Genomic DNA, 24,164 nt, shown 5'->3' with positions numbered 1-24,164 from the left:
ACCAAGCATTCCATAAATAGCGACAAGGTGCAACAAAATGAAAGAGCCTAAGCCCATAAAAGCTCTCACAAATCTTTTAAAAAGATTATAGTGATTTATTTCATGTGAAAAAGAACGATAACGATGGGCTTCATTTGCCAAAAAAGTGGTGATCCACAACGACCGATGGAAAAAGTTGATCCCGGGAACCTACAAAATAGGTGGGCGCCATATGAAAAAGCCCACGGGCTTGATCAGGGACAGCTCCCTTGGAGATCACTAAGGTCTCAGGATATGTTATTTCCTGTCGAGAAGCGCAGAACACCACTCTTATTATGAAATAATTTGAAATTTTTTACTAGAGATAAAATGGCCTTTAATGCAATTCTTTTGTTTTACTTTCTTTTTCATCATCATCTCAAAATCGAAATGAAACAACGCATCACCAGAATGCGTTGATAAAAGATTCTCATACCATAATGGTCATTGGCAAAAACACATCCTATGTAAACGCTCATTTGAAATTAAAAGAAGAAGGATGGGAGAGATTGCAGTCTCAAGTATTTTTGTATTGCTTATTAAATATGCAGTTGAATTCATTCTATTGAGGAGTCGGTTGTATAATGCGCGCTATTTTGCGAGACCATTTCCTAAGAGTGAACTTTCTTTTATCTCTGAAGCTTTAAGGGTTAATATCGTTATGGAACTGTATCGTGAGGGGAAGGTTGTTACAGTTTCATGGAAAAAAACTTCTTGATGACACAGAAGCTATACTTATTCCTTGTGCCGTAAAATACTGCCTATCAAAACGATGATATAAGGCACATTAAAGCTAACATATAAAGTATTTTCTGTTGTTTGGATATATTGACGAATTGGGAAAAATGGTCATTCAGATTTTGACTGCTGCAGCAGAAGCAGGGATAAAATTTGGTCAAAAACCTCATCCAAAAACAGAGATGATACTCTTAACTGTTTAAACAAAGAGTTTCATTCAAAATGATAAAGGAAAAAACAGATATTTCTCGTGTTCCTTAATTATCGGCTTAAACGACACATCTCTCTAAAGAATTCAGAGGGCTTGTGGTGATTGCTGTTCTAAAAGGATTTCAATGCGCTTTTGAAGCTTCTGCATTTGCGGATAATATTGAAGTGCCATTTCATAGGCTTTAAGGGCAAGTCCTGGACGTTCCGTCGCTTCCATGGTAACTCCAAGCGCAAAAAGTGCTATATAATTACGTGGTTCAAGTTTGAGAGCATGATAAAGGTCAAGCATAACAAGTTTAAAATCACTCAATTGAATGTGAATCCAAGCACGTCTTACCCAGGCTTCAGCATAAGTGGGTAAAAGCGCAAGGACATTATCAATGTAATCAAGGGCAACACCATAATTGTCAGCGTTGATGGCATTTTCAGCCCACGTCATCAAAAGATCAATCGTCTCACTGCCTGATTGTGACCACAAACGCTGAAGTTGCCGACTGATCATTTGCGCTTCCTGAACATTGGCACAAAATTTCAATTCCTTGAGTAAGCGTGAAACTTCTGCCTCTTTGTCTTGCTCAGCTCTTTGAGTATGGGATTGGTGTGCTGAGTCAAAATCCTTAAGAAGGATCGCTGTCGAATCAGAATGAGGGAGAGCTGGTGATGAAGATGGCTCGTTGGGTATCAGATCATCCAGGGACAAAAGCAATTGGGGAGAGGGAGGATCTGAAGGAAGTGAAGGAGGACTTTGTCCGTATCCGAGAGAAAGCAAGCAAAAGTTGCTTACAAAAGCAATGAAAAAAACCCTAAAAAAAAGCAAGAAACTTTGTCGGAAAATACAAAAATCCCGCATTCGCAAAGCTTTTAAAAAGATAAAAAACTTCATAAAAACAAGTCGTCAAAAGATGAGATATCAAACAAGGAACTCGCAATCCTAAAGACAAACCTCCAACGAAACGAAAAAGGTTTAATGCCCGCAAAAAAGCAAGCACAAAAACCATCAACCCTGACGCGCTCTAAAACGGGGATTCGTTTTGTTCAGGATATAAACACGACCCTTACGACGCACCAAACGATTGTTACGGTGACGTTCTCTCAGTGCTTTAAGCGAATTTTTAATTTTCATCATACTCACCGTTTATCAATATTCCTATCACGCAATGCTCTAACTTTAAACATGTCATCTCAATACCATACACATACACTGTGCCGTAAGAGATAGCACCGTAATAAACAACAGTCTGTTATAATCTGTTATTGCGTTATAACACCGTGCTCCCCACTTTTTCACTGTGATTATAAAAGCAAAACGCACCTCACAACAAAGGTACGGATTAACATATTTCATTAGCACAACGAATAAGTGAGAATTGTAAAAAATTATATCTCCTCTAACAAAAAGACTTATTCTTGTCAAGCGATTATCCCTTACATAGGCCCTATGATGTCTTACACGGAAGAGAAAGAACAAAAAATATACAAAAAACCAAAAGTGCGTTCTCGCGTGGACTCGTGTAAAGAGGACGTATCTTAGACTGCTTAGGTTTTTAAGTCTGTGCTCAGTTATAGTTTTTTTGCATAGCGCGCTAAGAGCTTGATGCAGTGTTAACCCCTTTAAGCTTGATAGCGAGATTAGAGTTCATGGCGGTTAGCAGCTTTTCCATTGAAAACCTTAAAAATGCTATACGAGATAGGCTAAGCTGTTCAGCTATACGATGCCAAGCTGTATCAGTACTGGATGAGCCTGGATGAGCCAAATTTCGTGATCATATCTTTCGGTAATTATGCACCAAAATGTGGGAGTTTTTCATTATTGTTGAGTATTCCTTTTTTTGTGTTCATCTGTCGAAGGCGTTTAAGGTTAATATTGCCTGGTGCTCAACCCAAGAAGAGCGCATCGTAAAATTAACAAGCATAGACGATTGATATGAGCAGGTATCCTATAATCTAAGGAAAGGGACAAAAAGAAAGAAACACTAGAGATAACACGGACTTTACCTGCGCTAAGAAGAGAGCTGCTATGCTTATGCTGTGAGGGAGGAGATTGCTGGAACGTTGTTTGGAGAGAGTCGTGAGAGGTGCTAAGGGCGTTATTAGAAACAGGCTTTGAGAAAGAGATTCTGGAGAGATGTTCTCGAGGGGGCGTTCGGGTGATATTGGAGGAGGTGTTTTGAAAGAGATCCTTGGATGTATCCTTGAGCATCCTTGGGGGGATTTTTTGGCATTTTGGTGCCCGCCCTTAAGCTGGAATACTTGATGGGTATTGTTGAGAAAGATTCGCCTTTGTTAAAAAATTATGATGACATGTATTTTTGAGCATAAGTCACTGTTCAGATTTGGTGACTGGGCCCGTTAATTGGATGACATGCCCCATTTTGCGGGTCGGCTGAACAGGATTTTTGCCATATAAATGAACCGATGTGCGCTCTTGCGTCAGAAAATATTTGAAATCGTTGAGATTGCTGCCAAGAAGATTGATCATCTCGCAATTGCTGTGACGGTATGTGCTGCCCAAAGGAAGACCGCATAGGGCGCGGATATGCTGTTCAAATTGTGAAGTGACGCACGCTTTTTGCGTCCAATGACCAGAGTTGTGGACGCGAGGTGCCAATTCATTCACTAAAAGGGTACCATCTATTAAGACAAAAAATTCAATGCAAAGAACACCAACATAATTCAGAGCGTCCATAACTGTTACGCTTATTTCTTGCGCAGCCTTCTGCACCGAAAGCGGAACACGCGATGGAACAAATGATTTATGAAGAATGCCGTTTTTATGCTGATTTTCAGGGCAATCATAAAAAATATGGTTCCCTTGCTTTGTGCGTGCCGAGAGAACCGAAATCTCCGATAAAAAAGGAACAATTTCTTCCAAAATCGACGGCTGTCCCTCAAAAATCGTGAAGGCTTCCTCTATGGCTTCTTCCTTCGGATGATTTAGCATCATCTGATTTTTCCCATCATAGCCAAAACGGCGGGTTTTCAAAAGACCACGACCACCTAATGCAGAAAGTCCCAAAAGCAGAGAAGAACGATTATCAACAGCATGCCACAATGCCGTGCGGATACCTATTTCCTGCAAAAATTGCTTCTCAAAAAGCCGATCTTGCGTAATCTCTAAAGCCTTGGAAGAAGGATAAACATGCTTGGTTCTCTCTATATATTGAACCGTTTGAAGGGAAAGATTTTCAAACTCATAAGTGACAATATCACACAGAGAAATAAAATGATCTAATGCTGAATAATCATCATAGGGTGAAACAATATGGTCATTCGTTGTTTGTGCCGCTGGGCAATCCGGCTCAGGGCAAAAAACAACCGTTCGAAATCCTAATTCTGCTGCCGCTATGGCTAACATACGTGCTAACTGTCCTCCGCCTATTAAACCGATCACGCTTCCCGAAGGGAGAATGTTAGTGGAAGGCGTTGCATTGGGTGAGGAGGATATGCTGGGCAAGAAGGAGGAACTGGGAGAAGGCAAAATGTTGGAAGAGTCTGTCATTTTAAACCTCAGTTGCCGTTAAATCTCAGTTGTAGGGATTTGCGCGACATTGGCTGTTTGTTGCTGACGCCAATCTTGTAACCGTTGTGCCAAATCATCATCATAAACTGCCATAACTGCTGCTGCTAAAAGCGCTGCATTAATTGCGCCTGCTTTGCCAATCGCCAGCGTGCCAACCGGTATTCCTGCAGGCATTTGCACAATTGAAAGCAAAGAATCTTTTCCGGATAAAGACTGTGAATGCACTGGAACTCCAAAAACAGGAAGTGGAGTAAGTGCTGCTAGCATGCCAGGAAGATGGGCTGCACCTCCAGCGCCGGCGATCAAGACTTTAAAACCTGCCGCTTTCGCCCCTTTTGCAAATTGGTAAAGTCGTTCTGGTGTTCGGTGGGCTGAAACAATCTGCGAACTATGAGAAATATCAAGACACGTCAAAATATCCGAGCTATGGCGCATCGTTTGCCAATCCGATTGGCTACCCATTAAAATCGCTACGTCACATGATTTGTTCGTCATTCTAAATCCTTTTCAAGTGTTCAAGGCGATTCTTTCCTTTTCATTTTTTAAGAGTTTTACACGCACTTTGCAAAGTCAATTAATAACAGAACAAAAGTTTTTTATTTCGTTTTAGGGTTAAGTGAAAGATTGCAAGAACAGCAAACGATAGAAAACTCTTTGTTTCAAAGAGTATGTTTGCGGGACTCTCTTAAGAGAGAGCCTTAAGAGAGAGCCTTAAGAGAGAGCTTTAAGGGAGAGCTTTAAGGGAGAAAATGGTGTGTTCAAAGCCCCTCTGCCTTCTAAGTGGAGCAGAGGGGGCGAAAAAGAAAGGGAAACAAGGCGCGCTTTATCGGCGCTAAGAAGAAAACTGCTCTGCTGAGAGGGGGAAGATTTCTGGAAAGCTGTTTGGAGAGAGGGGTGACAGGGGCTAAGGGCGTTTTTAGAGAAACAGGCTTTGAGGGAGAGATCCTGGGCAGCTGCCTTTTTATATTTTTATATGAAAGACAACAAAATAACTTAACCTAAAGAGCCGATTTAAGACCCTTTGCCCATTGGCTTGATGTGTGTCTGTCTTGGGATGAATCAGTTTCTGCAATGTTTTTATTGGAAGATGACTTTTGGTGAAAGGGTCAAAGCTGGAAGGAGATGTGCCTAGGAGGGGCAGACAAGAGAAAAGTGTTCAGGTGATGGCGCCTCTCATGGGAAGGCCCCTATGAACACCTATAGGGTGGGGCGTTATGCTTAATGGGGGGAAAGGGGTTAGTGTGCTTGATGAAGGGGGGGACATGGAGACAGCACGTGGAGGATGTGTTTGGGGGAAGTTCTTCTTTACTACGCTGGAAATACCCAAAATAAGATCAAACTGGAACCACAAAAACACAAGGCAGTTCTCTTTACATCGCAAAAGGCTGCAGAGTACATGGCGGAAAATTTGGCGAAGAAATATCTCCGCGATGATTTTTCTGTTGTGCAACAGCATGGTTGAGAATCTTTTGCCATCAACAAACGGAAGGATGCAAATTTCAAGACCTTTTGTAAGGTGGTGGATGGCTCCTTAAGAGAGATACAAAATGCCCAACCTGCTTTATTATTGCTTTCTACTTAAGGTGTTTGGGGGAAGGAGATGTGCCTAGGAGAGGCAGACAAGAGAGGAGTGTTCACAGATGATGACACCTCTCATGGGAAGGCCCCTATGAACATCTATAGGGTGGGGTGTTATGCTTAATGGGGGGAAAGGAGCCAGTGTGCGTGATGAAGTGGGGGACGTGGAGGCAGCTCGTGGAGGATGTGCTTGGGACAAGTTCAAGAGGGGGAAGTTCTTCTGGTTCGAGAAGTTCTTCGGGCTGAAAGCTCTTCTGCTTCGGGCAGGAGAGCGGGAAACTTGTCTGGTTCTTTTGGGGAAGGATGAGCGCTAGAGGGTGAACACTGGAGAGGGAGCGCTGGAGGGATGCGCACAGGAGAGGGAGTGCGGAAAAGATGCCAGGATTACAGGGTAAAACAACACCCTTCTTGCTTATGCGCAAACGGTTTTTCCTGATGCATTCCTCATTATTCCCCTCATTATTCCTTGAAAAACAGCTTCCTTCTGATCCGTCTCCTAGGGGAGATTGCAGAAAGAAAAAACTCTTCATCTTTTTGTAAGAGTTTCAACAATTCTCATCGTTTTTTTTCTAAAAGGGCAAACAATAATCATCATTGCAGTTATTTTTGCAATTCGAACCATCCCTTTAAATGATAGGTGAGCGATTTCTCTGGCAAAAATAAGTCAAAAAGAAGGATATTTGACGTAAAATCTCAATTTTAAAAGAATAATACTTATTTTGCTGTTTAAATAATCCTTTTATGGCTAGGGTGAAAATATCTTCTTTTTCTTACTGGAAAAGGCAGAGCGCGCTTAAATACCTTTCTTGAAACTCATTTTAAAAGCCTCTCTCGTCATTGTTTTTTCCAGAGTCATAGGAAAGAAGAATGGTTGTGAATAAATTAAGTGATTCGCCACTTTTTTGCCTAATTTTTTGATAAATTACTGTCGTTAAATAAGGAGATTTTACATGTTTCTGCCGTTTTTAATCGCTCTAAGCACAGCAATAACGACTATCTATGGCAAAAAAAACATAAGTTATGCTTTCTGGGCCGTTTTGTTCATTGTTACTCTTCTTACTTTGAATCATCATATCAATTTAAACTTGTCTTTTTGAGAGAATATTCATGAGACATGTCGAACAAAAAAACCATCATTTTGTCACATTTATGAATGTGTTAGGACTTATTGGATTATCCACTGTCCTGTTAATGGCTTTCTATTATCAACTGACAAAGCCTGCACCGTCTGTGGTGCCATGCCCCCTTTGTCTTCTTCAACGCCTTGGTTTCATCATTGCAGGTTGTGGGTTTTTATTCAATATTCATCTGAGGGTGAGAAAGATCCATTATGGGATGGTTATTCTTGGTTGTATGGTAATCTGTATCTCTGCCTCCAGGCAGATTTTTTTACAGATCACGCTAGGTGATCTTGGAGATGGTCCAACGCTCTTTGGGCTGCGTCTTTATATTTGGGCGTTCATTATTGCAGGTCTTTGTCTTTTTGCGGTTGCCTTCATCATGATTTTAAGTGAATGGACGCGCAAATTTAAAGTGTTTTCCCCTTTCCCACGGCTGAGTGGAATGGCAAGTTTTCTTTTTGTTTTCTTGATTGCAGCAAACTTGCTTACAGCCATACTTGAATGCGGAACTGGGCTGTGCACCAATGATCCCGTAAAATATGGAATGTTGTCGAATTGGTTTTCTTCCTCGTCTTAAAGGTTTTTTCCATAATTTCCATAAACTTTCAATCTGTATCTCTTATCAAGAATTTTCATCATTTTTTTGTTTACTAAGAGGCCAGGTTTGTTTACTAAGGGCCAGGTCAAGGGGCATAATACGCAGCCAGTATTGCAATTTAAACCGTCGCTTTGTGACAACTGGGGGATTTTGGTGGCAAAAATGAGTTAAAAAAGATATTTTTTGCAAAAAGAAAGATGTAGAAATCTCAATATTGAGTGAATGATATTTATTTTGCCGTTCGAATGATTTTTTCATGGTTAGGGTGAAAATATTTTCTTTTGATTGCTGGAAAAAGCAGAGCACGGTTAAATACTCTTATTGAAATTCCCTTTTAGCAACTTCTCTATTTCATTTTTTTCTGTGGTCGTGAACGACAATAAACCACCATAATGAATTGGACTAAATTGTGAATAAAAAAATGCCATCTCTTTTTTGCCTAATTTTGCGATATGTTCCACACCTTATAAGAAAGGAGACTTTAGTAATGTTTGTTCCGTTTTTAATCGCTTTAGGTACAGCAATAACGACTGTATATGGCAAAAAAAATATAAGCTACGCCCTGTGGGTAATTCTGTTCATTGTCATTCTTCTTACTTTTAATCACCATGCGACTTCTACTTTAAACCTATCTTTTTGAGAAAATAATCATGGAACATGTTGAACAAAAAAACCCTCATTTCATCACATTTATGAATGTGTTGGGACTTATCGGATTATCCACCGTCCTGTTAGTGGCTTTCTATTATCAATTGGTAAAATTTGAGTTGCCATGCCCTCTTTGTCTTCTTCAACGCGTTGGTTTGATACTTGCAGGCTGTGGGTTTCTTCTCAATATTCACCATAAGGTGAAAAATACCCATTATGGGATGGTTATTCTTGGTTGTATGGTAACCAGTGTTATTGCTGCTCGTCAGGTGTTTTTACATATCACACCAGATGATCTTGGATACGGTTCAACATTCTTTGGACTGCATTTTTATACTTGGGCTTTCCTTATTGCAGTCCTTTGTATTTTTGCGGTTACCTTCATTATGATTTTAAGTGAATTGGCGCACAAATTTAAGGTATTTTCCCCTCTCCCACTCCTGAGTGGAGCGGCAAGTTTTCTCTTTATCTTTTTAATTGCAGCAAACTTGGTTTCTACTGTGCTTGAATGTGGAGGGGGGCAGTGCGCCAACGATCCTGTAAGATATGAGTTGTTGTCAAACTGGTTTCCATCTTCTTCTTAAGTTTTTTCAATAAGCTTTCTATTTGTATATCTTAATATTGTAAAAAAGAGGCAGCGCTCTCAAGAGCGCTGCCTCTTTTTTACAAAAGCTTTTGAGAGCAAATTGATTTAGGTTTTTGAGCTCCTGGGGAGGTTTTTGCACTTTTGTTAAAACCGACCATTGAAGTGTGCTCGGTTGATTTGTCGTCCTGTTCGATCAATCTAGGAATTCTGTGTGCCGAAAGGGGAGATCACGGTAACAAAACAAAAGACTTTTGCACGTCAAAGATTTTGGGTGGGGAGAGAGTATTTGTCGGCGGATTATTTTTTTATGTCATAAGGATAGTCGGTTTTATTGGGATGGCAGATTTTTTCACTTTAGCGATGAGATTTATTCATGGATTTTTCATGTTAAACAAGGACCCATCTTTTAAGGGTTTTATGAGTGTGAAGCATGCCTAAACAGCTTTGGTAGTGTTCAATCGTTTAAATGCTTACGCTTGTAGCAATAAAAGGCAAAAAGGTTTTATTCTCCAAGCAAGTTTGCCTCATCATACCAATGTGCAGCTTTTTGGCCGTGTAATGGTGGTGAAGCTTTCGGCAGGTGTGAAACAGGGAGTGCACAATAAAATCATGGACGTGAAACAGCGCAATTTTCATGCGAAATTGCCTAAGCCGGCTGCAATTTTTTTGATAAAAATGGAAAGATGATCAAGACAGAAGGCCTTGACAATGAAGGGGGTGAAAATGTTCCTTGCAGGAAATGGTTAACTCTTCTAATGGTTTTATCCATCCTGCGTTATTCTTACGATAATCTTTCAAGGATCTTGGATTGAAACCAAGCTGTGCAGACTGAAAAGCGGGGCGAGACAAGAGCACAGGTGTTTGTTACAATGAGAAAAACATTAGCCATCCTCAAGAGCAGAGCTAAAGATAACTCCAGAGCCAAAAAAGATGGCGCTCGTCTTCAGAGTCAAAAAAATGCCCTTAAGCTTGGAATTTTTGAAAGTTCTTGAAAAATGCTCTTATCCAATTTTGTCGTCATAAATGGGTGAGAGAGTGTTGAAGAGCATTTTTCATGCTTAAGAAAAAAGTGTTTCTCTAAAAATATCAAAAATTTATTTATATCGTTTACATTTTATGCAGCGTGAGAATGCTAAGGAAGTGAGGGGTGTTTTTGCCGTAAAATGCCCTCTTTTAAAGAGGAGAATATCTATAAGCTGCGCATTTCTATAAAAAGCTTTTTCATCGACAAACTTAAAAACTGATCGTCGTGTTTCATTTTATACTCTTTTCTGTATTTCTGTAAAACTGTCTTTTAAAATACCAATAACCCAGGGTTTTCATTTCGTTTCTTGCTCAAGTACGTAAAAAGTGCTTTGTTCTCAGCTTCTTACAGAATTAATCCTAGAGGATGAGGGTTTTGATAGAGGAGCAGAGAGATTTAAGGGATTTCTTGAAGCATGCGTTGCTTGTGGGGTGGTGTGCGTGATCGCAGAACAACTTGAAAGATAAAACGCGTGCTTTTTTTATGTATCTTGGTTGATTTATGCAAATAACACAAAGGTGTAAAAGCTTCAAGAATAACAGTTGACAAGTTGACAGATGGGGTTTTTCTAAAGAGGGAGCTATAGGGTTTTTAAAGACAGCTTTTTAGGTGTTATCCTGTAATGCGTTTTTGTACTGTTTTTTATACTGCTCTACTATTTTCTGTAAAATCTTAAAAACATAAAAGGGGAAAAAGAGGGGTTACGCATGATGAACGTCCTTACAAAATGTAATGTAAAGAATGGGCTGAAGTATGAGGTAAAAATAGCATAGTGTGCGGGTTGAAAGGGTGAGTGAAGGATCAGCTGGAGAATGGGATGAAGAGGATGAAAGATAGACTGACTTGCGGTGAAGGGGGCTGGTAAAGGTTGGTTTTTGATGAGGTGGGGTGGTTGCCGGTGAAACTGGATGTCGATGGGGTGGAGAATAAGGGCAAAGAGTATGCGAAAGGATGAGGTGGTTGACGGTTGAATGGCTGCTGGTGGTGTGATTTTTGTTGAGATAGTTGCCGGTGAAGTTGGTTGTTGGTTCATAAAAAATGCCTGCGCAGAGCAGAGCTGAATGACATCTTAAAATCAATTTCCTACCCTTCAAAATACAAAGAGAAAGGGGATTTTACGAAGATTAAGCTACGAGGTTGATTGCTGCTGATGTGCTAGCTTCTGAAGAGTTGGTTTTTGGTGAAATGGTTGGCGGTGAAACTGGATGTCGTGGGGTAGAGAGTAAGGCAAAGAGTATGCGAAAGGATGGGAGTGTAGAGAGGAGGCTGGAGATGTATGATGAATAAGCTGAAGAGGTGCCGTTAGAGAGTGCCCGGAAAGTGTATCTCAACCTGCTTAAAAGGTCATACGCATAGATTTCTTAAAGTTTTTTAAAGATCATCAGGGCACAAATACAAAAAGAAAAACCCTTTCCTTCCCATTGAATTTTTATTCACAAAACCAAGAAAATAGAGTATGAACGCTGAAAAATGACGCGTAGCTCAAAAAACGCGTGAGCTATAATATAGATAAAGGAAATGATTATTTATGTCAAAAGAAGAAGTTTTGGAATTTTCTGGTATTGTGACTGAACTCCTCCCTAATGCGATGTTTCGTGTGAAGCTAGAAAATGATCATGAAATTATTGCTCATACCGCTGGAAGAATGCGAAAAAATCGTATTCGTGTGTTAGCAGGTGATAAAATCATGGTTGAAATGACCCCTTATGATTTGACAAAAGGACGTATTACATATCGTTATAAGTAGCTCATGGGTAGTTTTTGTTTGCTGTAAGTGCTGCAGTATTGTTCCTAAAATACCTACCTTTATCTTTTTTAAAGACTATAAAAGGAAAAAAAGGCAAAAAATAAAATCATTTTGGAAATACGTAAAATGAGTGCGTAAAGAATATGAGGGGTATCACAAAAGAAGATCCAGTGACGCTAAAATAAATTTGCTGGAGGTTTGAAATTATTCTGAGGGGGCGGCAATGGGAAACATAAGGGAAACCTTCTTTAAAAAAACCTGTTTGGAAGAAATTCAGTTGGTGCTTGCTTCCGCTTCGCCACGTCGCTTGGCACTCTTAGCGCAAATAGGTCTTGATCCTCATCAGGTTTATGCAACCAATATCGATGAAACACCAAAATTAAGAGAACATCCCGCAAATCTTGCAAAACGTTTGGCAAAGGAAAAAGCCCTTAAAGCGCGAGAAACTTTTCTATGGTGTAATCAAAACAGTAAATCAAACGCCTCAGCGCAGAAAATTGTTATCTTGGCTGCTGATACTGTGGTGGCTGTTGGGCGTGTTATTCTTCCTAAACCAGAGAGCGAAGACGAAGCTTATGAATGTTTGCGCTTCCTCTCCGGGCGTTCTCACAAGGTGTATGGTGCCGTTTGTGTATTGAATGAATGTGGAAAAATAACCGTAAAATTGGTCGAAAGTCGTGTCCGTTTTAGACGGTTGACTTCTAGCCTAATGGAAGCTTATCTTAATTCTGGAGAATGGGAAGGAAAGGCTGGTGGCTACGCTATCCAGGGAAAAGCTTCTGCTTTTGTTGTCCATATCGCTGGCTCTTATTCCAATGTGGTGGGGTTACCTTTGGCTGAAACAATGGATCTTCTGACGGCTTATCAGTACCCGCTTCTCTCTCATTGGGTTGCAAAAACGCTCTAAAGAAACTGATCGACTTGCAAAACCAATTGAACAGGAGCAAAAACAAGAAGAACAGAGAAAGCAAAACGAAAAAAAGCAACATTAGAACAAACAGTGAAGGCATGCAACAAATAACACAGATGTATCGAATGCCAAAAAAACCGAATTTAATAGAAAAAAAGACATCTCCAACCCGTCCTCCGCATCCTTGTCCTATTTGTGGTCAGATGGCACAACAAAACGTCTACCCTTTTTGTTCAACACGATGCCAGGCAATCGATTTGAACCGATGGCTTTCAGGCTCTTATATCTTTCCGCCACCGCTGCAAAAAACTGATGAAGAAAAATAAAAAGGGCAGTAAGGTCTTCAAGAGTATTGAAAACCATGTTTTTCAGGTTGAGGAAGGATCGGTTGTTCAAACTGGGAGAGTTGAGCGTTTGATTTGGGGAAGAACCCGATTTTAAAGCTAGGGGGAATGCATGTTTGAAGCCCAGGGAATGGGGGTGTTTGAGCTGGAAGAGCTGGGCATTGGGAGCCAAACAACCAGGCCCAGGGTTTAATAAGAGGAGTGAAGTTGGGAAAGGGCTGGATGTTTGAGTTAAGGGAGCCAGATGTTCAAACCGGGAGAGTTGAGCGTTTGAGTTGGGGAAAGAACCCGATTTTAAAGCTAAGGGAAATGCATGTTTGAAGCCCAGGGAATGGGGGTGTTTGAGCTGGAAGAGCTGGGCATTGGGAGCCAAACAACCAGGCCCAGGGTTTAATAAGGGGAGTGAAGTTGGGAAAGGGCTTGGATATTTGAGTTAAGGGAGCCAGATGTTTAAGCCAGGAAGAAGATTGTGCATTGAAAGTGAGATATTGAAAACAGAATATTGCCGCTCTTTTTGTCAATAAGACTCTCTTTGCTTTTTCTTCGCAATGATTCTCCTCGTATCATTTTTTCCTCCTATCGTTTTTCTCTGTCCTCGTGCTTTTCGCTACGGCTCTTTTCGTTGCTGCTTCCTTTTGCCGTTGTTTCTCCTTTCTATCATGCTTTCCCTCTTGTACTCGTTCTTATTAGAGCCCATATCTATTGTCGCACTACGGTTATTCTTCATGCTGCGTCGTTTGCGCTGTTTGGTGTGGTTTTGTCGATCCTTTCCGAATGTTCTGGGGAATTTAAAGTGCGGTGGTGGTGGGGCAAGAAAGGAAAAAAAATGAACCTGGAAAAATACAGTGAACGGCTTCAAGGTTTTCTACAAACAGCACAAAACAAAGCTCTCTCTTCTGATCATCAGCAGTTTATGCCTGAGCATTTGCTTAAGGTGTTGTTAGAGGATTCTCAAGGTTTAGCTGCCTCTTTGATCCAAAGAGCTGGCGGTGATTTATCCCTTATTCAAAAGGCGCTCAAAGAAGCCCTCGATGTTTTGCCAAAAGTGCAGGGCGGAAATGGGCAACTCTATCTCTCCCAGCCGTTGGCAAAAGTCTTCGATATGGCAGAAGATCTTGCACAAAAAGCAGGTGACCAATTTGTAACCGTGGAGCGCTTGTTGCAAGCACTTATCATGGAAAAAACTGCAAAAACAGCTGATATTTTAACAACAGCAGGATTAACCCCACAAGCCCTCAATCAGGCTATTAATGCTCTGCGTAAAGGAAAAAAAGCAACGACCCCCCATGCCGAAAGCCAGTATGATGCTTTGCAAAAATATGCCTGTAATCTGACAAAAAATGCACGCGAAGGGAAACTTGATCCTGTTATTGGACGCGAAGAGGAAATTCGCCGCACTATTCAGGTTCTCTCACGACGCACCAAAAATAATCCCGTGCTGATCGGTGAACCCGGTGTGGGAAAAACTGCCATCGTTGAAGGTTTGGTACTGCGTATCATTAATGGTGATGTCCCTGAAACTTTGCGCGATAAACAACTCTATGCACTCGATATGGGAGCGCTTATCGCTGGCGCCAAATATCGCGGTGAATTCGAAGAACGCCTCAAAGCTGTCCTTGCTGAAGTGCAGGCCGAAAACGGGCAAATCATTCTCTTTATTGATGAGTTGCATAATCTCGTTGGGGCTGGAAAATCCGATGGCCCTATGGATGCTTCTAACTTGCTAAAACCCGCTCTTGCACGCGGAGAACTCCATTGTGTAGGCGCGACGACCCTTGATGAATATCGCAAATATGTCGAAAAAGATGCCGCTTTAGCGCGCCGCTTCCAACCTGTTTTTGTGCCTGAACCAACCCTTGACGATACAATCTCTATCTTGCGCGGCATTAAAGAAAAATACGAACAACATCACAAAGTACGTTTGGCGGACAGTGCTTTGATCGCTGCAGCTCGACTGTCTAATCGTTATATTACTGATCGTTTTTTGCCCGATAAAGCCATTGATCTTATTGATGAAGCCGCGGCGCGGTTGCGCATGCAAGTCGATTCGAAACCTGAAGAACTCGATGCTATCGATCGGCGAATCTTACAGTTGAAAATCGAACGTGAAGCCTTGAAAACAGATGTGGAGCCAACAGCAAAAGAACGTCTGAAAATCGTGCAAGATGAACTCAACACATTGGAACAAAAATCTACCGAAATGACAACAGCTTGGCAGGCCGAAAAACAAAAATTAGGACATGCTGCCGATTTGAAAAAACAACTTGATGAAGCACGTAATGCTTTGGCTATCGCACAGCGTAATGGACAATTCCAAAAAGCCGGAGAACTTGCTTATAGTGTTATTCCTGAGCTTGAAAAACAATTGAGCATGGCTGAAAATGATGACCAACAAAATCATCTCGTCGAGGAAACTGTCACTGCTGAACATGTTGCGCGCATCGTTTCACGCTGGACTGGTATTCCCATTGATCGTATGCTCGAGGCAGAGCGAGAGGCACTTTTACGTATGGAAGATGAAATTAGCACGCGTGTGGTGGGACAAGGCGAAGCCGTTCAAGCTGTTTCCCGCGCCGTACGGCGTGCACGCGCCGGGCTGCAAGATCCAAATCGTCCTATCGGTTCCTTTATGTTTCTCGGTCCTACCGGTGTGGGAAAAACTGAGTTAACCAAAGCGCTCGCCATTTTCCTCTTTCAAGACCAAAACGCAATGTTGCGCATTGATATGTCCGAATATATGGAAAAACACGCCGGTGCACGCCTGATTGGCGCCCCGCCCGGATATGTCGGATATGAAGAAGGGGGAGTGCTGACTGAAGCTGTTCGCAGAAGACCCTATCAGGTCATTCTGTTCGACGAAATTGAAAAAGCCCATCCCGATATTTTTAATCTCTTGCTGCAAGTGCTTGATGAAGGACGATTGACTGATAGCCAGGGACGAACCGTCGATTTTCGCAATACCTTGCTTATTATGACCTCAAATCTTGGTGCTGAATTTTTAACTGCACTGCCTGAAGGACAAACAACCGATCAGGCAAAAAATGATGTCATGAATGTCGTAAAAGCTGCTTTCCGTCCCGAATTTCTTAACCGTATTGATGAAATTATCCTTTTTCAGAGATTACAACGTCAGGATATGGAAGCAATCGTCGATATCCAGATACAGCACTTGCAAAATTTGCTCAATGAACGCAAAATAACCTTGCATATCGAACCAGAAGTACGGCAATTCCTTGCCCATAAAGGCTATGATCCCCTTTATGGTGCGCGACCTCTCAAACGCATTATCCAAAAAGAAATTCAAGATCCTCTCGCGGAAAATATCTTATTTGGAAAAATTTATGATGAAACAACCGTGACAATCGCAAAAGAAGGTGACCGGCTAGTCTTTCTGCCAGAAACCCAAGAAACACCCAATGACGCTGAAAAAAATGACAGTGAGAACAGAAAAAAGTTGACAAGGTAAATCTGAAAAGGTATCATAATGATACAATGGGAATTGTACGTCATGGGAATCCTAGTGTATGTGGGTAGACCATGTGTAAACGATGGCTGTTGTAAACGATGGCTGTTGTAAACGATGGCTGTTGTAAACGATGGCTGTTGTAAACGATGGCTGTTGTAAACGATGGCTGTTGTAAACGATGGCTGTTGTAAACGATGGCTGTTGTAAACGATGGCTGTTGTAAACGATGGCTGTTGTAAACGATGGCTGTTTCGTAAAGCTTTCTAGAGCATTATCTTGCGAAAGCAGGGTTTATATCGATTTATATCGATCGTGTCCTTTCCTAAATAGGAAGGAGGCATCCTTTCAAGTTAAAGACTCTCCAATTTAAAACTGCTAATGATCCAGTGACAAGCTTATAGTGAAATAGTGTTACAGGAACACAGTCTTACAAGGATACTGTTTCTGCTTCGCGGGGGTTTATTGTGTTATCGAGTAAACTTTCTCGTATAATTAAAGGGCTTTCGGGTAATTGATAAGAGAGATTTCTAAAGAATGTGTTTCTCTGGAAAGGGGGGTCGCTTAAATAATCTTTGCAGGATTATGTGTTGTTGGTTGTTCTTGAAATTTTGTTGCTGATTTTCATGCCATTTTTCAGGTCATGGAATCAGTTCCTCTTTATTTGAAGGAACAGAATGATGGCAGATGAACGTTGTCTTTCTTTACGTCGAAGAAACCGGCCAAAAGGTGCTTTGAATAAAACAACAAAGCAGTTTAATGAAGCCCTTCTTACAGCTGCTGAGCAAGCTGGATATCATTATGGTGAAGATGGGCTGGTGTCTTATCTTCAATATCATGCACTTAATAATCCCGTACCTTTTTTTTCGCTTTTGGCAAAGATTTTGCCTTTACAAGTTACCGGAGAAGATGGAAGCAATGTCAAGACAGTTTCGCGTGTCGAGATTGTGCCAGTTGTCTCAAAGGATACCGTTCCTGAAGATCGTGGTTCCTGAAGATCGTGGTTCCTGAAGATCGTGGTTCCTGGGGGATGTGGTATTTGAGAGCCTGGTGTTTGGGGGTGAGATCCCTGAGAAACGTGGTGGTTGAGGGTGCGGTGCTTGCGGGGTGTTGTGGTCTCTGGGGTGCAGAGCTTGAAGGGCGTGATGCTTGGAGGATACGGCCTGCGAAGATTGTTGTGCCTGAGGATTGTGGTGCATGAGGACACTGGTATTTGGGAGATATGATGTTTGGAGATCATAAATGTCTGGGGGTGCCTGCATGAGGGGATGGTGTTTTTTTGCTGTTTTTATTATTCGCAAAGATCTTGCCTTTGCAAGTTACTGGAGAAGCAGGGGCTGATGTCAAAACAGGTTTGCGTGCTGAGATCGAGATTGTGTAGATTAATTCAAAGGATGTAGGACTTGAAGACCTTAGTGTCTGAGGATTGTGGAGCTTGGCAACCCTGGTTTCTGAGGGTGTGATGCTTGCGGGGTGTTATGGTCTCTGGGGTGCAGAGCTTGAAGGGCGTGATGCTTGGAGGATACGGCCTGCGAAGATTGTTGTGCCTGAGGATTGTGGTGCATGAGGACACTGGTATTTGGGAGATATGATGTTTGGAGATCATAAATGTCTGGGGGTGCCTGCATGAGGGGATGGTGTCTGAGGGAATTGGTGCCTGGGGGGGAACTGGTGCCTGGGGGGGAACTGGTGTCTGGGCACGCGCGGGGATGTGGTGCGTCTTTTGATGATTATTGATGCTCTCCATGATGCACACCAAATTTATCAGGTACTTAGAAGTCTTTTGTGATGCACGATGATTCATTCCATATTGCACAATGGTGGGGTGATCGTCCATGTGTCTGGTAGACTAAAGAGGTAACCGATTCATCCTTAGGATAAAACAGCGTTCTTGAACAATCATTAGGCAGATCAGGCAGATTGCTTCTAAACCACTGTTCAGTAGGAACTCAAAAATACAAAGAGAAAGGGAACTCTCTTTCTCAATCATAAAACTTTACAATGATAACTGCTCAGATTGCTCTCATTCCAAAGCTTATTCCCGTTTTTACCGGAAAAGCTGATGTACGTGCTGCTTGGGGAGGACGTGGATCTGGAAAAACCCGCTCTTTTGCCTTGATGTCTGCTGTGATGGGATATCGACATGGGAAGGCTGGAGAACGAGGTATTATCCTTTGTGCACGGCAATTTCAAAATTCTCTCAATGAAAGTTCGTTGGAAGAAATTAAACGCGCAATTGAAGCATACCCTTTCCTACAAGACTATTATGAAATCGGCGATAAATATATCAAATCAAAAGATGGACGCATCATCTATGTTTTTGCCGGTCTTGATCGCAATATCGCAAGTATTAAATCAATGGGACGAGTTTTCCTTTGCTGGGTTGATGAAGCTGAACCCGTTACCGAAACCGCTTGGCAAACCCTCATACCAACTTTGCGCGAAGAAGGAAAAGACTGGAATGCTGAATTATGGGTGACATGGAACCCTTGCCGCGAAAATGCACCTGTCGAAAAACGTTTCCGAAATGTCGAAAATCCCAATATCAAAGGTGCCGAAATCAATTGGCGTGATAATCCTCTCTTCCCCCAAAAACTCAATCGAGATCGAAAGGCCGATTTGCAACAAAGACCAGAAAACTATAACCATATTTGGGAAGGAGAATATCTCCAATCCGTTCAAGGCGCTTATTACCAAAAAGCACTTCTTGAAGCTGAGCTGGAAGGACGCATTACAAATGTTCCACGGGATCCCCTGATGCAGATCAAAATCTTTTGGGATATCGGAGGAACAGGTGCAAAGGCTGATGCTACCGCTTTGTGGGTGGCACAATTTATTGGACGTGAAATCCGAGTTCTGGACTATTATGAAGCACAAGGACAACCTCTTGCAGAGCATGTCGGATGGGTCTTTCAAAGAGGTTATGAGAAAGCTCTTATGGTTTTGCCACATGATGGCGCAACCAAAGATCGCGTCTATAATGTCAGTTTTGAAAGTGCTCTCCAACAAGCCGGGTTTCAAACCAAAGTGATCCCTAATCAAGGGATTGGGGCCGTGAAAATGCGCATCGAAGCTGTAAGGCGATTGTTTCCTGCTATATGGTTTAACCGCGAAACAACACATGCAGGACGAAAAGCACTGGCATGGTATCATGAAAAACGCGACGAACAACGCAATATTGGATTAGGCGCTGAGCATGATTGGGCAAGCCATGGTGCCGATAGCTTTGGACTTATGTGTGTCGCTTATGAACAGCCAAACACCCGACCTCAGAAAAATTCCTATCGTCCTTCTCAGTATTCTCAAACTTCATGGATGGCTTTTTAATGAAAACTTCTACAGATTCTTTTGATCAACTTGAAACCATCGAAAATCAGGCACTCTTTAAAAAACTGATCGGTTGGTATCAGGAGGATATGACACATGTCCAGAAATGGCGAAAAAATGCCCAAGAAGACTATGATTTTTACAATGGAAGGCAATGGAATGCACAAGATCTCGCCGTGTTGCGAGAACAAAATAGACCCGTGATGACTTTTAATCGTATTGCACCTTTGATCAATGCCGTCGTGGGAGCCGAGCGAAATAATAAACGTCAAGTCCAATTCATTCCTAGACAAGAAGGGGCTGCCTTCGCTAACCAAATCCTTACTGGGGTTGCCGAATGGTTTCGTGACGAAGCCGATGGCGAATACGAAGATTCCGATGCTTTTCAAGACGCAATCATTTGCGGAATGGGATGGACAGATACCAGACTTGATTATGACGAGGATCCTCAAGGAAAACCCGTGATTGCACGACTGGACCCAATGAAAATGGTCTGGGATGCAAGTGCTGTCAAACCCAATCTGATTGATGCACAGCGCGTATGGTATATTGATGAAAAACCTCTGGACGTTGCTCAAGAAATGTTTCCAAATGTCCATTGGAGTGATCTTCATGCTGATTGGGTCGAACATTACAGCTCTTTGTCCCCAACTGGAAACAGAGATACGCAAAGTTATAATGGAGGAAGCTACAATGGACAGGCCGATCATGAAGGGAGTATGCACAGACCCAAAATGGTAACCTTGGCTGAATGCAGGTGGTTTGAAAGGGAGGTTGTTTATAAAGTCCTCAATCCAATAACCGGTAAGTTTACCGATTATTCTAAGCAGGATTTCCAAAATCTTAGTAAAAATTTCCAAAATCTTCCAGCAACAAAATTGACCAGAAAAATTGTCAAACGGGCCTTCTTGGGAAAAAAATTGCTTGAAATCCCTGATAAACCATTGGTTCCACACAATCAATTAGGGTGGGAGTGTATTACCGGAACTTTTGATAAGTTAAGCCGACAGTTCTATGGGATTGTCAGGCCAACAAAAGATCCGCAACGCTGGGCGAATAAATATTTTAGCCAAATCATGCACTTGCTCAATAGTCAATCAAAAGGCGGAATCATGGCAGAACGCGATGCTTTCGATGATGATCGACAAGCAACCGAAAGCTGGGCTAGAGCAGACAGCATTACTTGGCTTAAAAGTGGTGCTGTGTCCGGTGGAAGAATCCAGCCTAAACCTGTGGCACAATTTCCTCAAGGCTTTTTCCAATTGTTTAATGAGGCAAAGGGGGCTATCGAACAAGTGACAGGGTTGTCCTCTGAATTTATTGGAACACGGGCGGTAAACCAACCAGGAATTCTTGAACAACAACGCCGCCAATCATCTCTCAATTTGTTGGCTTCTTTCTTTGATGGTTTGCGTCGATATCGGCAACGACAGGGAAAAATTATTCTCTATCTCATTCAAAATTATCTTTCCGATGGACGTTTGGTCCGTATCGCTGGTGAGGAAAATGCTCAATATGTCCCATTAACACGCGAAATGGTGACAAGTTTGGAATATGATGTGGTGGTCGATGATGCACCAACAAGTCTTAATGAAAAAGACCGGACATTTGCTGTCATTATGCAACTGATGCCTTTAATGCAAAATTTTATAACTCCAGAGATTATGCTCGATCTCTTACGCTATTCACCTTTGCCAGCATCCCTTATTCAAAAAATTGCTCTAAAGGCGCAAAACCAAAGTCTTGTCCAAGAGGGGCAAAATGTTCCAGCACAGGGCAGCACTTCTGCTGGAGGGGAAATCCTGCAAATGCTCAAATCGAGCGTATAATGTAGACCATTTTGCACAAGAAAAATGCGCAAAAATAAGCTGTTTCATCTGAAAAAAACATCATCTTATTATCTGGAAAAGAAAAGGCCAACACTATGGATCAAGAACATTTAACCCCTGCAGAACAAAACCAATTGAAACAGGATTTTCTTTCTACAACACAAGAGGAAGAAGACTGTAAATTTGCGCAGGGAGAAAAAACACTTGGAGCAAATTTCGAAGGACTTCAGCAGATCGATCAACAACAGCCAGCACAGCGAGAAAGCGGGCAATCCCAAGATGTCCAAAAGGTGCTAGAGGCGGATGCACCACCAGATCCACAAAAAGACTTCATGGGCTATATGCAATGGTTGGGTAAAACACTCCATCAACAAGGATTGTTGCACACAAAACAACAAATCACTTCCAAGGTTCCAGAAGCAGAGCAGTTGCACGCTTTTTATCAGCAATCCGTGGGCGCTGTTAAACAAAAGCATCATGACTTTGATCAAGCTGCCGATTTTATTTATGAGACCAGGGCGAGACAGTTGGCTGCTTGTGCTACGCTCTACCCTGAAATGGCCGATCCAAAGGTTGTTGATGCAGTGATTGGTCATGAATTGAAGCAGATCTTGCAAGTTTGTGCGCAAAAAAATAAAAATCCAGCTGAAGTGATCTACGATATTGCGAAAAAAATTGGCTACACAAATGCTCCAAATAATATCAGTGAGAATTTTCAGGAAAGGCACAATTCTGCACGCACACTTGCTGCCTATAACGGTTTAGCTCCAAATGGGCCTATTTCTTTGGATATGCTCGACAAAATGTCGGAAGCAGAATTTAGTACTTGGATTACTGATCCCAAAAATAAAGCTGCTTTTAATCGTTTAATGGGGGGAGGAGAGCTCTAAAAACAAGCATGCGTGAGGAGCCTTCTTAAAGTTGAAATGCGTATGTGCAGGTCTGAAGGCGAGAACGCAGGGGGAAGATTTCTGAAGAGGACCATGGGCAAATCTCTAAAAGGAAAAAGCTTGGAAAAAGATCATTGAAGCAGAAAGAGCAAGAAAAACCTCTCAACGCAAAAGTGCAGGGAGAACACTTTTCAAAGCAGGAACGAGAGAAATAAAATATCTCAAAGCAAAGATGCAATGAGAATACTTTTCAAAGCAGGAACGAGAGAGCAAATCTCTCAAAGGGGGAGGGAAAAGCTACAAACAAAAACCATACAAAACATAGAAAAAATGGTCCGCCATTTGAAAACAAAAAATGGGGAATGTCAATAACCGGCGTTTTGCCGGCTTTTTTATTTCAATAATTTTAAGAGGTTAAAATGAGCGTAACTTATATCGGACTGAATGACCCAATGGCAGTTCGCACATGGTCTAAACTATTAAATCAGGAAGTCTCAAAAGCAATTCCTATTGCTCCGTTGATCGGAAAGGACTCCAACAGTATTATACAATTAAAAGATGAAACCAATAAAGCAAGTGGTGATGCGATTAGCTTTGGATTGCGCGTGCAACTGTTCGGTGATGGCGTGAGTGAAGGACAGGTGCTCGAAGGCCATGAAGAAGCCTTACAATTTCTCAATGATCGCTTGGCAATTAATGAACTCGTTCACGCCGTACGTGTCAAAAATGAAGGCACTATCGATCAGCAACGGATTCTTCATGATTTGCGGACTGAAGCCAAAAATGGCTTGGTTGATTGGTATGCTGATCGTCTCAGTATGATGTTCTTTATTCAAGTTTGTGGATACACCGCAAAATCTCTTAACTTTGAAGGACGGACCATTACACTTAAACCTGTCCATTACGGATTTAATACTCCAACCGCACCAACCGATAAACGCATCATGCGCCCCAATGGAAAAACAAAAGATGAAGAATTGCAAGAAAACGATGTCTTTGATCTTAAGCTCATCGATAAAGCTGTCGAACGTGCAAAGTTGGCAAATCCAAAAATTAGACCTGTGCGAGTTGAGGGCGAAAATGTCTATGTGCTTTATCTGCATCCAACACAGGTTACCCAATTGCGAACAAATACAGAGGCCGGCCAATGGCTCGACATTACAAAGGCAATCTATAGTGGAAGCCGTATCAAAAATCCTCTCTATGATGGGTCCCTTGGGATGTACAATGGGGTCGTCTTGCGCGAAGCTGAACATGTTACGGAAGGAGTCGAGTCAGGGACAACAAACAAACCTGTCCCAAATGTACGCCGAGCTGTCCTCTTGGGGGCACAAAGTGCTGTCATCGCTTTCGGAAAAGATCGGGGAGCAACACGCTATAAATTGGTGGAAGAACTTTTCGACTATGAACGTGAGTTTGGAGTCGCCGCAAAAACCATTATCGGGATGAAAAAAACTTGCTTCCAGTTACCAGGAACCACACAAGGGCCTCAAGATTTCGGCACCATCGTAATCCCAACTTATGGAACTCTCCTTTAAAAACCTCTCAACGCAAAAGTGCAGGGAAGTGCAGGGAGAACACTTTTCAAAGCAGGAACGAGAGAAATAAAACAT

Annotated in this window: 23 protein-coding genes and 1 other RNA gene; 19 read left to right on the top strand and 5 right to left on the bottom strand. The window is 42.0% G+C overall.

What is annotated here, in order from left to right:
• Positions 1-146: 146 nt before the first annotated feature.
• Positions 147-305: non-coding RNA, 6S RNA (gene ssrS / locus MF1_RS05510), on the bottom strand.
• A gap of 528 nt (positions 306-833) precedes the next feature.
• On the opposite strand from ssrS, the gene MF1_RS07070 reads away from it, so the two are divergent.
• Complete coding sequence (locus MF1_RS07070) at positions 834-959, top strand: hypothetical protein (protein ID WP_276224810.1); 126 nt, start codon at positions 834-836, stop codon at positions 957-959.
• 92 nt (positions 960-1,051) lie between these two features.
• On the opposite strand, the gene MF1_RS05505 is transcribed toward MF1_RS07070, so the two are convergent.
• From MF1_RS05505 to purE, 4 genes are all read right to left on the bottom strand, one after another.
• The gene (locus tag MF1_RS05505; RefSeq protein WP_161510644.1) at positions 1,052-1,849 is read right to left on the bottom strand and encodes a tetratricopeptide repeat protein; all 798 of its coding nucleotides are present in this window, start codon (positions 1,847-1,849) and stop codon (positions 1,052-1,054) included.
• 114 nt (positions 1,850-1,963) lie between these two features.
• On the bottom strand, positions 1,964-2,089 hold the full coding sequence (gene ykgO, locus MF1_RS05500; protein WP_011181208.1) for a type B 50S ribosomal protein L36: 126 nt from the start codon (positions 2,087-2,089) through the stop codon (positions 1,964-1,966).
• 1,197 nt (positions 2,090-3,286) lie between these two features.
• On the bottom strand, positions 3,287-4,465 hold the full coding sequence (locus MF1_RS05495; protein ID WP_042995472.1) for a 5-(carboxyamino)imidazole ribonucleotide synthase: 1,179 nt from the start codon (positions 4,463-4,465) through the stop codon (positions 3,287-3,289).
• 18 nt (positions 4,466-4,483) lie between these two features.
• The gene (purE, locus tag MF1_RS05490) at positions 4,484-4,981 is read right to left on the bottom strand and encodes a 5-(carboxyamino)imidazole ribonucleotide mutase (protein ID WP_042995471.1); all 498 of its coding nucleotides are present in this window, start codon (positions 4,979-4,981) and stop codon (positions 4,484-4,486) included.
• Between the two features lie 787 nt (positions 4,982-5,768).
• On the opposite strand from purE, the gene MF1_RS05485 reads away from it, so the two are divergent.
• From MF1_RS05485 to MF1_RS05405, 18 genes are all read left to right on the top strand, one after another.
• Positions 5,769-5,948, top strand: coding sequence for a hypothetical protein (locus MF1_RS05485; RefSeq protein ID WP_034453447.1), 180 nt, complete (start codon positions 5,769-5,771; stop codon positions 5,946-5,948).
• A 1,066-nt stretch (positions 5,949-7,014) separates the two neighbouring features.
• A complete protein-coding gene (locus tag MF1_RS06975; RefSeq protein ID WP_034449863.1) occupies positions 7,015-7,161 on the top strand; it encodes a DUF5993 family protein in 147 nt (48 codons plus the stop codon).
• A 10-nt stretch (positions 7,162-7,171) separates the two neighbouring features.
• The gene (locus tag MF1_RS05475; protein WP_161510643.1) at positions 7,172-7,762 is read left to right on the top strand and encodes a disulfide bond formation protein B; all 591 of its coding nucleotides are present in this window, start codon (positions 7,172-7,174) and stop codon (positions 7,760-7,762) included.
• A gap of 508 nt (positions 7,763-8,270) precedes the next feature.
• Positions 8,271-8,423 (top strand): DUF5993 family protein, encoded by a 153-nt coding sequence (locus tag MF1_RS06970; RefSeq protein WP_034450541.1) that lies wholly within the window; start codon positions 8,271-8,273, stop codon positions 8,421-8,423.
• A gap of 10 nt (positions 8,424-8,433) precedes the next feature.
• Positions 8,434-9,015: a disulfide bond formation protein B gene (locus MF1_RS05465; protein ID WP_161510642.1), complete on the top strand. Its 582-nt coding sequence runs from the start codon at positions 8,434-8,436 to the stop codon at positions 9,013-9,015.
• A gap of 452 nt (positions 9,016-9,467) precedes the next feature.
• Entirely contained in the window at positions 9,468-9,704 is a 237-nt protein-coding gene (locus MF1_RS05460) for a hypothetical protein (RefSeq protein ID WP_161510641.1), read from the top strand.
• Positions 9,705-11,193: 1,489 nt separating this feature from the next.
• Positions 11,194-11,328 carry a hypothetical protein gene (locus MF1_RS07065; RefSeq protein WP_276224809.1) on the top strand — a complete coding sequence of 45 codons (135 nt, stop codon included), beginning with the start codon at positions 11,194-11,196 and terminating at the stop codon, positions 11,326-11,328.
• Positions 11,329-11,569: 241 nt separating this feature from the next.
• Positions 11,570-11,788 carry a translation initiation factor IF-1 gene (gene infA, locus MF1_RS05450; RefSeq protein ID WP_004857577.1) on the top strand — a complete coding sequence of 73 codons (219 nt, stop codon included), beginning with the start codon at positions 11,570-11,572 and terminating at the stop codon, positions 11,786-11,788.
• Positions 11,789-12,011: 223 nt separating this feature from the next.
• Positions 12,012-12,695, top strand: coding sequence for a Maf family nucleotide pyrophosphatase (locus MF1_RS05445; RefSeq protein WP_161510639.1), 684 nt, complete (start codon positions 12,012-12,014; stop codon positions 12,693-12,695).
• Positions 12,696-12,796: 101 nt separating this feature from the next.
• Complete coding sequence (yacG, locus tag MF1_RS05440; protein ID WP_082246543.1) at positions 12,797-13,024, top strand: DNA gyrase inhibitor YacG; 228 nt, start codon at positions 12,797-12,799, stop codon at positions 13,022-13,024.
• Positions 13,025-13,868: 844 nt separating this feature from the next.
• Positions 13,869-16,508: an ATP-dependent chaperone ClpB gene (gene clpB, locus MF1_RS05435; protein ID WP_161510773.1), complete on the top strand. Its 2,640-nt coding sequence runs from the start codon at positions 13,869-13,871 to the stop codon at positions 16,506-16,508.
• A gap of 674 nt (positions 16,509-17,182) precedes the next feature.
• Positions 17,183-17,500 (top strand): hypothetical protein, encoded by a 318-nt coding sequence (locus tag MF1_RS05430; protein ID WP_014924439.1) that lies wholly within the window; start codon positions 17,183-17,185, stop codon positions 17,498-17,500.
• Between the two features lie 440 nt (positions 17,501-17,940).
• Positions 17,941-18,072: a hypothetical protein gene (locus MF1_RS07060; protein ID WP_280178035.1), complete on the top strand. Its 132-nt coding sequence runs from the start codon at positions 17,941-17,943 to the stop codon at positions 18,070-18,072.
• Between the two features lie 28 nt (positions 18,073-18,100).
• A complete protein-coding gene (locus MF1_RS07055) occupies positions 18,101-18,232 on the top strand; it encodes a hypothetical protein (RefSeq protein WP_280178034.1) in 132 nt (43 codons plus the stop codon).
• Between the two features lie 274 nt (positions 18,233-18,506).
• A complete protein-coding gene (locus MF1_RS05420; protein ID WP_161510637.1) occupies positions 18,507-19,832 on the top strand; it encodes a PBSX family phage terminase large subunit in 1,326 nt (441 codons plus the stop codon).
• A complete protein-coding gene (locus MF1_RS05415) occupies positions 19,817-21,661 on the top strand; it encodes a portal protein (RefSeq protein WP_174235338.1) in 1,845 nt (614 codons plus the stop codon). Before MF1_RS05420 ends, MF1_RS05415 begins: the two co-directional genes overlap by 16 nt.
• A 95-nt stretch (positions 21,662-21,756) precedes the next feature.
• Entirely contained in the window at positions 21,757-22,551 is a 795-nt protein-coding gene (locus MF1_RS05410) for a hypothetical protein (RefSeq protein WP_161510636.1), read from the top strand.
• Positions 22,552-22,970: 419 nt separating this feature from the next.
• Positions 22,971-24,089, top strand: coding sequence for a N4-gp56 family major capsid protein (locus MF1_RS05405; RefSeq protein ID WP_042995463.1), 1,119 nt, complete (start codon positions 22,971-22,973; stop codon positions 24,087-24,089).
• The last annotated feature ends 75 nt before the right edge of the window (positions 24,090-24,164 follow it).

This window comes from Bartonella quintana, from assembly GCF_009936175.1.
GTDB classification, from domain to species: Bacteria; Pseudomonadota; Alphaproteobacteria; order Rhizobiales; family Rhizobiaceae; genus Bartonella; species Bartonella quintana.
Note: the sequence above shows the minus strand (reverse complement) of the source record. Positions and strands in the feature narration are given on the sequence as shown.

Coding starts and splice junctions, on each gene's coding strand:
- MF1_RS05505 (WP_161510644.1), bottom strand. CDS start 1,849: ATGAAGTTTTTTATCTTTTTAAAAGCTTTGCGAATGCGGGATTTTTGT.
- ykgO (WP_011181208.1), bottom strand. CDS start 2,089: ATGAAAATTAAAAATTCGCTTAAAGCACTGAGAGAACGTCACCGTAAC.
- MF1_RS05495 (WP_042995472.1), bottom strand. CDS start 4,465: ATGACAGACTCTTCCAACATTTTGCCTTCTCCCAGTTCCTCCTTCTTG.
- purE (WP_042995471.1), bottom strand. CDS start 4,981: ATGACGAACAAATCATGTGACGTAGCGATTTTAATGGGTAGCCAATCG.
- MF1_RS05485 (WP_034453447.1), top strand. CDS start 5,769: ATGTGTTTGGGGGAAGTTCTTCTTTACTACGCTGGAAATACCCAAAAT.
- MF1_RS06975 (WP_034449863.1), top strand. CDS start 7,015: ATGTTTCTGCCGTTTTTAATCGCTCTAAGCACAGCAATAACGACTATC.
- MF1_RS05475 (WP_161510643.1), top strand. CDS start 7,172: ATGAGACATGTCGAACAAAAAAACCATCATTTTGTCACATTTATGAAT.
- MF1_RS06970 (WP_034450541.1), top strand. CDS start 8,271: ATGTTTGTTCCGTTTTTAATCGCTTTAGGTACAGCAATAACGACTGTA.
- MF1_RS05465 (WP_161510642.1), top strand. CDS start 8,434: ATGGAACATGTTGAACAAAAAAACCCTCATTTCATCACATTTATGAAT.
- infA (WP_004857577.1), top strand. CDS start 11,570: ATGTCAAAAGAAGAAGTTTTGGAATTTTCTGGTATTGTGACTGAACTC.
- MF1_RS05445 (WP_161510639.1), top strand. CDS start 12,012: ATGGGAAACATAAGGGAAACCTTCTTTAAAAAAACCTGTTTGGAAGAA.
- yacG (WP_082246543.1), top strand. CDS start 12,797: ATGCAACAAATAACACAGATGTATCGAATGCCAAAAAAACCGAATTTA.
- clpB (WP_161510773.1), top strand. CDS start 13,869: ATGAACCTGGAAAAATACAGTGAACGGCTTCAAGGTTTTCTACAAACA.
- MF1_RS05430 (WP_014924439.1), top strand. CDS start 17,183: ATGATGGCAGATGAACGTTGTCTTTCTTTACGTCGAAGAAACCGGCCA.
- MF1_RS05420 (WP_161510637.1), top strand. CDS start 18,507: ATGATAACTGCTCAGATTGCTCTCATTCCAAAGCTTATTCCCGTTTTT.
- MF1_RS05415 (WP_174235338.1), top strand. CDS start 19,817: ATGGATGGCTTTTTAATGAAAACTTCTACAGATTCTTTTGATCAACTT.
- MF1_RS05410 (WP_161510636.1), top strand. CDS start 21,757: ATGGATCAAGAACATTTAACCCCTGCAGAACAAAACCAATTGAAACAG.
- MF1_RS05405 (WP_042995463.1), top strand. CDS start 22,971: ATGAGCGTAACTTATATCGGACTGAATGACCCAATGGCAGTTCGCACA.